At 36.4% G+C, this 12,367-nt stretch carries 10 protein-coding genes; 7 read left to right on the top strand and 3 right to left on the bottom strand.

Annotated elements, in window-relative coordinates; genetic code table 11:
• The first annotated feature begins 199 nt into the window (after positions 1-199).
• Positions 200-1,483 carry a hypothetical protein gene (locus tag ACFVSH_RS09095; RefSeq protein WP_387705702.1) on the top strand — a complete coding sequence of 428 codons (1,284 nt, stop codon included), beginning with the start codon at positions 200-202 and terminating at the stop codon, positions 1,481-1,483.
• Positions 1,467-2,285, top strand: coding sequence for a DUF6320 domain-containing protein (locus ACFVSH_RS09090; RefSeq protein WP_387705700.1), 819 nt, complete (start codon positions 1,467-1,469; stop codon positions 2,283-2,285). Before ACFVSH_RS09095 ends, ACFVSH_RS09090 begins: the two co-directional genes overlap by 17 nt.
• Before the next feature lie 71 nt (positions 2,286-2,356).
• Here the strand turns inward: ACFVSH_RS09090 and ACFVSH_RS09085 are convergent, their stop codons facing one another.
• Together ACFVSH_RS09085 and ACFVSH_RS09080 are read right to left on the bottom strand one after the other, a co-directional pair.
• Positions 2,357-2,653, bottom strand: a complete 297-nt coding sequence (locus tag ACFVSH_RS09085) for an antibiotic biosynthesis monooxygenase family protein (protein WP_387705698.1) — start codon at positions 2,651-2,653, stop codon at positions 2,357-2,359.
• A 15-nt stretch (positions 2,654-2,668) separates the two neighbouring features.
• Positions 2,669-2,806, bottom strand: coding sequence for a hypothetical protein (locus ACFVSH_RS09080; protein ID WP_387705696.1), 138 nt, complete (start codon positions 2,804-2,806; stop codon positions 2,669-2,671).
• 1,440 nt (positions 2,807-4,246) lie between these two features.
• On the opposite strand from ACFVSH_RS09080, the gene ACFVSH_RS09075 reads away from it, so the two are divergent.
• Both ACFVSH_RS09075 and ACFVSH_RS09070 read left to right on the top strand, forming a co-directional pair.
• A complete protein-coding gene (locus ACFVSH_RS09075; RefSeq protein ID WP_387705694.1) occupies positions 4,247-5,698 on the top strand; it encodes an aldehyde dehydrogenase family protein in 1,452 nt (483 codons plus the stop codon).
• A gap of 26 nt (positions 5,699-5,724) precedes the next feature.
• Positions 5,725-6,933, top strand: a complete 1,209-nt coding sequence (locus ACFVSH_RS09070) for an iron-containing alcohol dehydrogenase (protein WP_387705692.1) — start codon at positions 5,725-5,727, stop codon at positions 6,931-6,933.
• Between the two features lie 136 nt (positions 6,934-7,069).
• Here ACFVSH_RS09070 and ACFVSH_RS09065 read toward each other — a convergent pair whose 3' ends face one another.
• Positions 7,070-8,086, bottom strand: coding sequence for a LacI family DNA-binding transcriptional regulator (locus ACFVSH_RS09065; protein WP_387705690.1), 1,017 nt, complete (start codon positions 8,084-8,086; stop codon positions 7,070-7,072).
• Positions 8,087-8,366: 280 nt separating this feature from the next.
• Between ACFVSH_RS09065 and ACFVSH_RS09060 the strand changes: the two genes are divergently transcribed.
• The 3 genes from ACFVSH_RS09060 to ACFVSH_RS09050 are packed head-to-tail and all read left to right on the top strand — an operon-like array spanning position 8,367 to position 12,316.
• Complete coding sequence (locus ACFVSH_RS09060; protein WP_387705688.1) at positions 8,367-9,131, top strand: electron transfer flavoprotein subunit beta/FixA family protein; 765 nt, start codon at positions 8,367-8,369, stop codon at positions 9,129-9,131.
• 26 nt (positions 9,132-9,157) lie between these two features.
• Complete coding sequence (locus ACFVSH_RS09055) at positions 9,158-10,126, top strand: electron transfer flavoprotein subunit alpha/FixB family protein (RefSeq protein ID WP_387705686.1); 969 nt, start codon at positions 9,158-9,160, stop codon at positions 10,124-10,126.
• A 60-nt stretch (positions 10,127-10,186) separates the two neighbouring features.
• Positions 10,187-12,316 carry a (Fe-S)-binding protein gene (locus ACFVSH_RS09050; protein ID WP_387705704.1) on the top strand — a complete coding sequence of 710 codons (2,130 nt, stop codon included), beginning with the start codon at positions 10,187-10,189 and terminating at the stop codon, positions 12,314-12,316.
• The last annotated feature ends 51 nt before the right edge of the window (positions 12,317-12,367 follow it).

The following is a 12,367-nucleotide window of genomic DNA, read 5'->3' as shown; positions in this document are numbered from 1 at the left end:
GCATGGCCAAAAATAGTATATCATAAGGGAAATGAAAATATTAGAGAAAGATATTTACATCCTATTAGCTGGTTTACTGAAACAAGGAAAGCCTGAGTATCAGTATGAATCAAATGAAAATTAAAATAAATCAATCATTTAGTCACTAAAAATTAACGAAATCTATCTAATTAAAAAGTAAAGTGAGGACGATAGGGAAATGAATGAAAATTATCAAGCATTTTATTGGAGCAAATTAGACAATGCTGCTAAATTGTATGCGATGGTTTCTAGTTCGAAAGTCACAAATGTGTTTCGAACTTCAGTAAAGTTAAAAGGAGTTATTGAAAAGGCGGATTTAGAAATGGCTGTCGCAGCAGCATTAGATGACATGCCATCTTTTAAGGTCCGTGTGAGAACAGGGTTTTTTTGGTATTATTTTGATTCTAATTTTCAAAAATCAAGGATAAGAGAGGAATATACTTACCCATGCTCAAAAATAACAAAATTTATAAATAATGGGTACTTGTTCAATATCACCTATTTTGAGAAGATGATTCATTTGGAAGTCTTTCATACTTTGGCGGATGGAACTGGGGCAGTTCAATTTTTAAAGCTCATTGTACAGCATTATGTACGCCAACACTATAAATTGGATTTTATAATTGAAGATAACGATGGAACACAATCTGAAAAAGATGAAGATAGTTTTTTAAAGTATGAAGGGAAATCAGCAACGAATTCTATACTTGTCACGACCAAAGCTTATCGAGTATCGGGTATAAGGAAGAAGCCACAAGAGTTAAAGGTCATTCATGGAAGGGTATCAACTAAAAAAGTAATTCAATTAGCTCAGCAGCATCATGTATCGGTGACTAGTTTTTTATGCGCAGTATTAATTGCTGCTATCTACCATCAAAATTTCAAATGTAAGGGAACAAAACAGCCGATTACAGTGACGATTCCTATGAATTTACGAACTAGCTTTGATTCTAAGACAGTGCGAAATTTTTTCCTTAACGCAACCATTAAAGTAACTCCTGCGAAAGATTTCAGCTTTGAGTGGTTACTTGATGAGGTTTCAAGACAGTTGAAAGAAAATCAAAAGGAAGAAGCTTTAGAAGCGCAAATGAATGAATATGTAAGCATCCAAAAACGTTTGGCGGTTCGCTTTGTTCCACTAGTCATTAAAAATTTGGTGATGCGTAGTATTTATTTTCAAGCAGATAAAGGCGTCACAATAACGATTTCAAACTTAGGACGAATTGATTTTTCACAGGAGGTAAATCAGTATGTAGAAGAAGCTAGTTTTTTGCTTCCAGTTACAACACATCAACCGATTCGTTGTGGGATCATTTCACAGGAAGACCGCTTTGTCATTTCATTTACATCAGCACTTGAGGAGACCAATATTCAGAAGTTCTTCTTTCAATGTTTAAAAAAATACGGCCTTGATGTTACAATCTATGGTAATGAGGAGATAAATCATGAAATATTGTCATAAATGTGAAATGAATATTGCAGTCGGCTTGGGTAGCTGTCCATTATGTGGACATGCTTTGAAGCAGATTGGAAGTGAAAAATATGATCCTTATTACCAAGAGAAAATCAAAGCTAAGGCTCAGCTATCTCTCAAAAGGATAATGTTATTTCTTATCTTGATTATTAATTCGCATTTTATTGTGGGAGGAATTTATCAAGACTTTGATTGGGAAAGGATTGCAGTTATTTTTTTCTTGACCGTTTATGTATATATGAGTTTGTTTCTTGGGCTTAGGATTAAGCGGAGTATCGGGCCTAATCTTTTATTGCAAGTCATGGTAGTATCAATCATAGCAATTACGTTTGATTCTATTTCAGGTTTTTCAGGATGGTCGATTCAAGTTTTTTTGCCAGCAGCTATAATGACAGGGACTTCAATTTTGACATTATTGATTATCTTAAAGCCAAAGTTGTTTTCAGAGCTTATCAGGTATCAATTATTCTTTGGTTTTATGGGGCTATTAATGTATGTTCAGATTTATTTAGATATCCTTCCATTTGTCCCTATTCTCATTATCTTAACTCATTATATTTTGATAACATGCATCGGACTTTTCATCTTTACCGGTCGTAGACTTCGATTGACCAACATCTGGACGAGTGTTTTATGTGTTCGATTCAAATGGGGACAATTACTATTGGCACTTGCCATTATGGCTTTAAGATATAAAGGTACGCTCGTAGGCAATTCGTTTTTATCAATCTATAAACTTAAAGTTCCTTTATGTTTGAACCTTACGGGGCATCATTCCTTTGATAACTGAAAATTAGATTTGGGCATAAAAAGGCCTCTTGCTAAGATGTTTATGTCCCCATCCTGGCCAGGTTCTTGTAATTAATCACATTTGATTTCTGTAAAATGTAAAACTTCTGGCACAGATGAAAAATAACGGTTTAGCATTGATTCCCATTTAAGAAAATTATTACTTTTTACGAAACCTTCAACATGATCCTCCAAACTACTCCAGTGAACAACTAGTATAAAAAGAGTTTGATTTTCTTTATTTTTAAGTAATTCGTGAGAGATATATCCATTGGCGTTAATTAAAATAGAAGATGCTCTATTAATTGTTTGCAGAAATTCTTCCACTAACTCTTCTTTAATGACCATCCTCGCGTGTTCGATCACCATTCACTCACCTCCCACTTAATTTAAGAAATGTTTTACACCTGCAACAGCATAATCATGGTCAAGTTGAGGTGTAAGTCCTGCTACTGTTACAGTTCCGAATACTCCTACAGGATGGATAATCGAATGGAGATAGAAGAGAACGTCATGAGTCATTCCAATCTCTTCCAATCTCTTCGGATCTTGCTGCAATAAACTGTGAGCTTCTGTTATAATGGTCAACTACGCGTTTTTTGCGTTACATTTTCTTCTGATGTAACTTCCAGTAGGCTGAGTGAATAAAGGTACTAGATTACTTTCGATATGAATAGCAACGCCTTTATTATTTTCAATAGCGTAATTTACTTATGTCGTGTAGATGTTGTAAGTCCATCCCTAGACTCTCCTTAAAATTTAAATAATTTTGTAGATCTAAATTATTCCTCAATACAAATAGAAGGGATATGAGCGTCATCATGATGGCACCAATCCCTACATTAAAAAGTAGATATATGCATAAGCAATATCCTTTGCATATGCTACTAAAGTCATCAACTTCTCTGCTCAACTCATGCAAAGGTGTAACAGATAACCAATTACCTTTTATTTTAAAAGTAGTAGATAGAGATCTTGCAATTTTTTACATATCCAAGGGTACGTAACATCCAAAATTTTTTAATTCATTAAATGAGATCTGAACCTTTGTATGATTTCACGAAATGTCATATTTTTTTCAGACATCTAGAATTAAAAGAAACTATTTGAGTGTAGCCAAGTCATAAATTCACCACTCTTTCATACGTTTTTTATAATAAATTCCTTAGAAATAAAAATCAAAAAATCAAAAAAGGTTTCTATATTTAAAACTTAGCGCCTTATAAATAGACAAGGGGGTGTGAAAGACTTAGGTAAAGTCACTAAGGGAGTAGTTTAGATTTAGAAGTATGAGGGTACTTAAGCACTTTTGGGAAGTTGCCTAAAAGGCAATACATTTTTATTAAATCCTTTTTAAATAATTAAATGATGTTGACGAGTATATCTATTTTCCCATAGTTAATATTATAAAGTTACATAAAGTAACTAACTAACGACATAAGAATTACCTTAATAAAGTAACTGTTAGTAACGAAAGGAGATAGCCAAGATGGATATACTATTAGCTTTTCTTCCTTTACTGTTTTGGGGAAGAATAAGATACCCCATAATCCGTATTTGTTATTAATCAACCTTTGTCTTTTAACATAGCCTTTTAAAATTTAGTTTTGCTGAAAGTGTGATTGGTATTGGAAAGCAAACGGTATAGAATTTTTAAAGTGAAAAAAATGATTTAGAATCACAAAATATGAAACCGGTAACAGTTTTGTGGTTTTCAGCATCTTTAAAAATGCACCTTTTAGAGAAACTTAATTAAGGTTGTCTTTTATATAAAAGGATAGAATAAAGGTTGATAAGTAGAAGATAATATTTGTTTATAGCAAAAATGACAGAATATTAAAAAAAGATTTGACTATCATTATGAAATAATAATATAATTAAATTAGGAAACCGGTTCACTATTAATTAAATGTAAGGGATTACAAAAATCTTATCGCTAGTTTATTAGAGGAGGAAGTTTTTATGCTCATGTATGCCAAAGGAAATTGGAATGCTAGCACGGATGGAAAGGTTACTGAGGTTTTTAATCCAGCAACAAAAGAAGTTATTGGTACAGTTCCTCAGGCGAAACCAAATGATATTGAAGAAGTCATTGGGGCTGCCCAAAAAGCAAAGAATGGTTGGGCAAGGACTGCTGTATGGAAACGGGCAGAAATATTAACAAAGTTTTCAAACTTAGTAGAGAAAAAGAGAGATGAATTAGCTAATCTTTTGAGTAGAGAAATCGGGAAACCCATTGAACAAGCTGAATGGGAGATCGATACTGCGATAAGATTATTCAGAGCCTTTCCGGAACATGCAAAATCATTAAATGGCATTAACATACCACTAGATCATCAACCTGGCATTGAAAATGATGTTTATTTAACAAGAAAAGAACCTTTGGGCGTTATTGTTGGAATTATTCCTTTCAACTTTCCTGTAGATCTTTTCTCTCATAAAGTAGCTCCAGCATTGTCATCTGGAAACGTAATGATTGTTAAGCCTGCAAGTACAGCTCCATTAACAATCCTATCCCTAACTGAATTACTATATGAAGCGGGCTTGCCAGAAAATGTTTTACAAGTTGTTACTGGATCAGGTGGTTTGATAGGTAATATGTTAGCTCAAAGCCCTCTAATAGATGCCATAAGTTTAACGGGTAGTACAGAAACTGGTATTAAAGTGGCTACTGGAGCAGCTAAACATTTAAGCCGGGTAATGCTTGAATTAGGTGGAAATGACCCCTTAATTGTATTTGAGGATGCGGACATTGATTTGGCAGTAAATGAAACGATCTTTGGTAGAACTCTAATGAATGGACAGGTGTGCTGTTCTAATAAAAGAATGCTTATACATCATTCGAAAGAGGAAGAATTCACTTCATTACTAGTTGATAGATTGAAAGAACTTAAATATGGAAATCAATTGGATAGAAGTGTGAATATTGGACCTCTAATAGATGAATATGCACTTCAGACAGTGAATCAACAAGTAAAGCGGACAATTGAACAAGGAGCTAAAGTAGCTCTAGAAGGGGGAGTTGTCGATAACACTTGGTATCTGCCAACTGTTCTGACTGATGTTAAGCCAGAATATGATATCTCTCGTGATATGGAGATATTTGGGCCGGTATTCCCAATCTTAACATTTCGTTCTGAAGAGGAAGCTTTAGAAATCGCTAACAGCTCTATATATGGGTTAAATGCTGCTGTGTTCACTAAAGATGTAAACCGAGCTCTAAACGTTAGCTATCAAATTGAGTCTGGAATTGTATCTGTTAACGGTTCAGGTGTTTATAGACCAGATGTATCGTTCTTTGGTGGATATAAGATGAGTGGGCATGGTGGAAAAGAGGGCCTTATTGGTGCATTGGAAGAATTAACACAGGTTAAGAGTGTAGCCTTAAGGAATTGTTTGAATATATATAATTAATTTTTTAACAGGAAGGGGAATTACCTATGAATGAACAGTCTTTCACATTTTATTTAGGTACAAAAATTATTTTTGGGGAAAATTCTGCCCAGTTGGCTGGTGAAGAGTTAAGTTCTAGAGGATATAAGAAAACCATGATTGTAACTGATAAAGGTATTATTAATGCAGGTTTGCTTAATGGGATTTTAGAATCTTTGACTGCGCATAATATTGGCTATGCCATCTTTGATGAAGTTCCGCCAAACCCACCTTCTGCCACAGTCGTAAAGGGTGTGGAAGTTTTCAACTTTAATGAATGTGACTCCCTTATTGCAGTTGGGGGAGGGAGTGCGATGGATTGTTGCAAGGCCATTAGTATGATGGTAGATAATGATGGGGATATCAATGAGTACGATATCGGCGGGAAAGAATTCTCTAGAAAGGGGCCTGATGTATTTACTATCCCGACTACATCAGGAACAGGGAGTGAAGTTACACAGTGGTCAGTTATTACCAACGAGAGAACACACTGGAAAGCAAGTATAGGAAGTCCTTATATGGCGCCAGCTGTAGCTTTAGTAGATCCACTTTTAACTTCAGCATTACCGCCTTCTCTAACGGCTGCTACTGGAATTGATGCCCTTACTCATGCTATTGAAGCCTACACAACGAAGGGAGCGTTAAACGGAAGTTCTCCTGTTACAGATGCTCTAAGTTTGCAGGCTATCAAGCTCATAGGGGGAAATCTTAGACAGGCTTATTCTCAAGGAGAGAATTATGAGGCGAGAAAGAATACAATGTTGGGAAGTACGATTGCAGGTATGGTATTCCCGCAAATAGGGTTAGGAAATGTACATGCCTTAGCGCATCCTCTTGGTGGATATTATGATGTTCCACATGGGGTGGCTAACGCCATACTTCTTTCTTATGTAATGAAATTTAACCTTGTTGCTTGTCCTGAAAGATTTGCAGATATAGCAGTGGCGATGGGTGAAAATATTGATGGGCTATCTATTATGGAGGCTGCAGAAAAAGCTGTAGAAGCTGTAGAAAGGTTAGTAAAAGACACTAAAATCCCTAATCTAAGCACCTTTAATATAAAGGATGAAGACCTTGAACGTCTAGCGGAAGATGCTTTGAAAGATGGAAATTGTAGTGCCAATCCAAGAGCAACAAAGTTACAGGATTTAGTGGATATCTATATACAAGCGAATAATGTGGGCTCAGAAAATACAAGTGAGTTACAAACAATCTGAAGTTTTAGTTAGGAAACTCAAAAAAATGAGATGCGACCGTTATAGGGAGATTGAGGCAATAGTTTCTGAAGCAAAACGGTATATTACCGATTCACCATGCCAGTAGGAGAGTGCTCCTACTGGCATGGTGAATTCTTTATTTGTGTAGATTGCGACATGATTCTCGAACTACGAGAGAAGGATGAAGCTTAATTTGCTGCAAAGTTAGTTCCTTATTTTCGATCCTCTGGAGCAAGAGTTGAACAGCTCTTTTTCCTAAATCCTCTACCTTTCCATCAATCGTGGTAAGGGGAACTCTAGCCAATCGAGAAAAGAAAATGTTATCAAATCCAATGACAGAAAGCTCTTCGGGAATTTGCCACCTGTAATCTCGCGAAGCATCTAGAACACCTAAAGCAAGCAAATCACTAGTAGCGAAAATCGCCGTAGGAGGGGTAGAGCTAGCCATTAGTTTTTCTGCAGCTTGATAGCCGCTTTCAAGAGTTTGCCCTCCCTCTATGACAGTAAGATGACTCTGAAGGCCGTGTTCTTCAAGAGTTTGAGAAAATCCTCTTATGCGATCACGATAAGGATGAATTTCCTGAGAACCTGAAATAGCTGCTACTCTTCTATGTCCGGTGCGTATTAGATACTCTGCGGCAAGTCTGCCTCCAATGTAATTATCAATAACTACATAGTCAACAATATCGTTAGGGACATGACGATGAACTAAGACAATATGTTCAAATATCTTTTTCAGTTCTGATAAATCAACACCATTTTCTCTTGCATTTGCCAGAATTAGACCATCAACGTGTTGATAGCGTTCAGTTAGGATCTTGTTAAGATTTTGCTCATGTCGCTCTTCGTCATTTGTATTTACCAATACTATGTCATAACCATGCTGGTTCGCTTCGTTCTCAACAGATTTAATTAAGCTAGAGTTAATAAGAAGCTGAACATCGGAGATAACTAAGGCGATGAGCTTTATAGACTTATTCACCAATCCACGGGCTAAACTACTGGGGTGGTAGTTTAGTTTTTTAATGGCACTTTCTATACGCTTCTTAGTCGCTGGTGAAACATAAGGTGTGTTATTTAAATATTTTGATACAGTAGCTTTAGAAACTCCAGCTAGATTCGCTACATCTTGAATGGTAGGATTTTTTTTCATATGCCACTTCCAATTGACAGAATTTTAAGAGTAATAAAAAGTGAGTTCGTATTTATTATACAATAGATTTCTTTTAAGTTTCTTTAATTAACTATTGAGGTACCTAACAAGGTGATTTTTTAGTTTTTGAGAAACCGGTATATTAATGAGTTTAGTTTAGTTTCTATAAAATCTCAAGTTTTAATAATATATTGTGGATTGTACTTGACAAAATAGTCTGAAATTTTTTATTATATTATTAGGAAACCGGTTTACTCTATCCTTTCTTAGGAGGTTGAATATGAATATCATTGTATTATTAAAACAAACATTTGATACAGAAGAGAGGATTGTTATTACAGACGGGAAAATTGGGGAAGAAGGAATTGGGTTTATTATAAACCCCTATGATGAATATGCAGTAGAGGAAGCAATTAAGTTACGTGACGAACATGGTGGAGAAGTAACTTTAATTACAGTAGGGCCGGAACGGGCAGAGAATGCACTTCGTACGGCTCTTGCAATGGGAGCGGACAAAGCAGTACTAGTAAATAGTGAAGACGCTGAATTGGATGAATATAGTATCGGAAAAATACTAGCATCTGTAATTAAAGATCGTGAGTATGACATTATCCTTTGTGGAAATGTGGCAGTGGATAATGGGTCAGGCCAGATAGGTCCTCGTTTGGCAGAAGAACTTAATATCGCGCAGGTAACATCAATTACAAAGTTAGAAGTAGGAAATGGCAAAGTAAATATTGAGCGTGATGTGGAAGGTGATGTTGAAATTATTGAAGCCTCCCTTCCGATACTTGTATCAGCACAACAAGGTTTAAACGAACCGCGTTACCCCTCTCTGCCGGGTATAATGAAAGCGAAGAAAAAGCCATTAAAACGTTTAGAGCTTAATGATCTAAATATAAAAGAGGACCTATTGCAAAGAACTACTGTAATTGAAACGTTTTTGCCACAAAAAAAAGAAGCTGGCTATATTCTAAATGGAGAAATTGAGGAACAGATAAAAGAGGTAGTAAATCTTCTTTATGATAAAGAAAAAGTTATTTAAAATACGAGTGAGGGGAGACAAATAATATGGGTAAAAGTGTACTAGTTATGATGGAGATAAAAGACAATAAGTTGCGAAATGTGTCTCGTGAAATTCTGACGGCTGCAAACCGTATTGCCGAAGAGATAGTTGCCGTAGCATTTGGTAGCGACATTGCAAAACATACAGAGGAACTTGGAAGATACGGTGCAAGTAAAGTATATACGGTAACTAACAAAGAACTAGATGTGTATACTACCGATGCTTATTTCCAGGCTTTATGTCAAGTAATTGATAAAGTGCAACCTGACGCCATATTAATGCCTCATACAGCAATCGGTAAAGATCTTGCCCCTCGTATCGCCTCTTTCTATAATTGGGGTCTTGTATCTGATGTTATTGATGTACAAAAGGAAGGGGCCGATATCATTTTTACAAGACCAATATATGCAGGGAAAGCACTTGAGAAAAGAAAAGTTGTAGAAGGCATTCCTTTCGCAACGGTTCGTCCAAATAATATCGTTGCGGAAGTAACTGGTGGTAGTGTAGAAAAAATAGATTTTAAAGCGGAAATTAAAAACCTTCTAACCATTGTAAAAGAAGTGATACGCAAAACCTCAGAAGGAGTAGATCTTGCCGAGGCAAAAGTAGTTGTTGCTGGCGGACGTGGTATAAAATCTTCAGAAGGATTTAGCTTACTTCAGGATCTTGCTAATGTGCTAGGTGGAGCAGTAGGTGCTTCACGCGGAGCGTGTGACGCCGAATACTGTGATTATTCTTTGCAGATTGGTCAAACAGGCAAAGTAGTTACACCAGATTTATATATTGCTTGTGGTATTTCTGGAGCTATTCAGCATTTAGCTGGGATGTCTAGTTCTAAAGTTATTTTAGCTATCAATAAAGACCCTGAAGCTCCTATTTTTCAAATCGCTGATTATGGCGTCGTGGGAGATTTATTTGAAGTGGTACCACTCTTGATAGAAGAGTTTAAGAAATTACAGTATACGACTGCATAACCCAAGATTTATTTAGCATCAATTTTGTATACTGGTCTGAGAAAAGGGGTGTGAAGGACAATAGACTTACTTCTTTTGGTTAACTTTAGTGCATTTCTTATCATTGTTGGTTATAGTTTGTATCTATTTATTTGCTTAGTTTACAGCCGTGTCACATTTATAAAGCTCGGACGGACTGTTGAATTTAATAAAGATACGACTAAGGCATTAAATGAATTTTTGGTTAATGTTTTTGGTCAGAAGAAACTCTTAAAAGATTCTAAGAGTGGAGTCATGCATCTTGTATTATTTTATGGGTTTCTACTTGTGCAATTAGGAGCAATTGATCTTATTTGGAAGGGTTTGAAACCAGGTTCTAATCTACCACTAGGCTCTTTATATCCATCTTTCTTATTTTTTCAAGAAATAGTGGTGCTTTCCATCTTACTTGCTATTTTTTACGCCTATTATCGTCGGAATATTGAAAAAATAAGTCGTTTAAAACGTGGTTGGAAATCTAATTTGGTTGTATGGTTAATTAGTACTTTAATGGTTAGTACGCTTTTATCTGAAGCTATGGAAATCCTCTGGCTGCATCCAGAGGAGGTAACCTTCCGTTCCACACAGCCAATCGCATCAAGTTTGGCTATTCTCTTTAATAGTATAAACTCCACAGGTTCTAGCATTCTGTTCTATATTTTTTGGTGGACTCATCTTTTGACCCTTTTGCTCTTTTTAGTTTATATCCCACAAGGGAAACATGCTCATCTATTATTTGCTCCCTATAACTGGTTAATGAAGGACAAAACTCGTCCACCAGGTAAGCTTCATACTATTAATTTTGAGGAAATGGAGGAAGAGGGAGCAGAAGAATTCGGGGTTGGAAACGTTGAAAACTTTACTCAGAATCAGTTAATCGATTTGTATGCTTGTGTAGAATGTGGCCGTTGTACCAATATGTGTCCTGCATCAGGAACTGGCAAATCATTATCACCTATGAACTTGATAACCAAGATGCGGGATCACTTAACAGAAAAAGGTGCAGCAATTACAGGACTTACACCGTGGCTGCCAGCTGGTGTATTTAAAGAATCCTATGGTAATATACTGGCTACACAAGCACGTACAGTTAAATTAACAGGGGCTGATGAAGAAGTTGCAGTAACATCCGACGGCTCCTCTGCATTAAAGATTGATTATGGTATACAACTTATTGGTGATGTTATTACAGCAGAAGAGCTCTGGGCATGTACGACATGCCGCAATTGTGAAGATCAGTGTCCGGTTGCAAATGAGCATGTAGGCCACATAATTGATATGCGCCGCTATCTCGTCATGACAGAAGGCAAAGTACCACCTGATGCACAGCGTGCATTGAGTAACATAGAACGTCAGGGTAATCCGTGGGGGCTCAATCGAAAAGACAGGATTAAATGGCGGGAAGGAATGGAGTCACTAGTACCTACTATGAAGGAAGTGGAAAATTTTGAATACCTCTTTTTTGTAGGTTCTATGGGATCTTTTGATAGTAGAAGCATCAAGTTAACACAGGCATTTGCACGAGTAATGAACAAAGCAGGTATTAAGTTCGCAATCCTTGGTAATGAGGAGAAGAATTCAGGGGACACAGCTCGTCGACTTGGTAATGAATTTTTGTTTCAAGAATTGGCCGTGGAGAATATTAGTATTTTTCAAAAATACGGTGTTAAGAAAGTTGTTACCATGGATCCTCATGCGTACAATACATTTAGACATGAATATCCGGAATTCGGACTCCACAATGTAGAAGTGTATCATCATACCGAGCTACTGGTACGTTGGTTGCACGAAGGATTGTTAAAACCACTTAATGAAGTAAAAGAGCGTATCACATACCATGATTCCTGTTATCTAGGACGCTATAATGATATTTATGATGCACCAAGAGAGATTCTCTCTTTCATTCCAGGGGTGGATATAGTTGAGATGGAACGGTCCGGTAGTGATAGCATGTGCTGTGGTGCTGGAGGTGGAATGATGTGGCAAGAGGAGCACCAAGGAAATCGTATTAACATTGAGAGAACTGAGCAAGCGTTATTAGTTAATCCAACAACAATCGGAAGTGCTTGCCCGTACTGCTTGACTATGTTGTCGGATGGTACAAAAGCAAAGGAATTGGAAGAAAAGGTTCAAACACTGGATTTAGTCGAGATTCTAGAAAAGTCTTTATAAAGTTAGATCGTTCTCCACTTAAGTAAAATTATATGAAGTTTCTTGATTTAA

The organism is Peribacillus sp. NPDC058002 (assembly GCF_042886655.1).
In the GTDB taxonomy this organism is placed as follows: Bacteria; Bacillota; Bacilli; order Bacillales; family DSM-1321; genus Peribacillus; species Peribacillus aracenensis.
This window is presented reverse-complemented; position numbering and strand designations above follow the sequence as displayed.

Bases quoted from the DNA above. Each gene is read 5' to 3' on its own strand.
- ACFVSH_RS09095 (WP_387705702.1), top strand. From the start codon at position 200: ATGAATGAAAATTATCAAGCATTTTATTGGAGCAAATTAGACAATGCT.
- ACFVSH_RS09090 (WP_387705700.1), top strand. From the start codon at position 1,467: ATGAAATATTGTCATAAATGTGAAATGAATATTGCAGTCGGCTTGGGT.
- ACFVSH_RS09085 (WP_387705698.1), bottom strand. From the start codon at position 2,653: ATGGTGATCGAACACGCGAGGATGGTCATTAAAGAAGAGTTAGTGGAA.
- ACFVSH_RS09080 (WP_387705696.1), bottom strand. From the start codon at position 2,806: ATGACTCATGACGTTCTCTTCTATCTCCATTCGATTATCCATCCTGTA.
- ACFVSH_RS09075 (WP_387705694.1), top strand. From the start codon at position 4,247: ATGCTCATGTATGCCAAAGGAAATTGGAATGCTAGCACGGATGGAAAG.
- ACFVSH_RS09070 (WP_387705692.1), top strand. From the start codon at position 5,725: ATGAATGAACAGTCTTTCACATTTTATTTAGGTACAAAAATTATTTTT.
- ACFVSH_RS09065 (WP_387705690.1), bottom strand. From the start codon at position 8,086: ATGAAAAAAAATCCTACCATTCAAGATGTAGCGAATCTAGCTGGAGTT.
- ACFVSH_RS09060 (WP_387705688.1), top strand. From the start codon at position 8,367: ATGAATATCATTGTATTATTAAAACAAACATTTGATACAGAAGAGAGG.
- ACFVSH_RS09055 (WP_387705686.1), top strand. From the start codon at position 9,158: ATGGGTAAAAGTGTACTAGTTATGATGGAGATAAAAGACAATAAGTTG.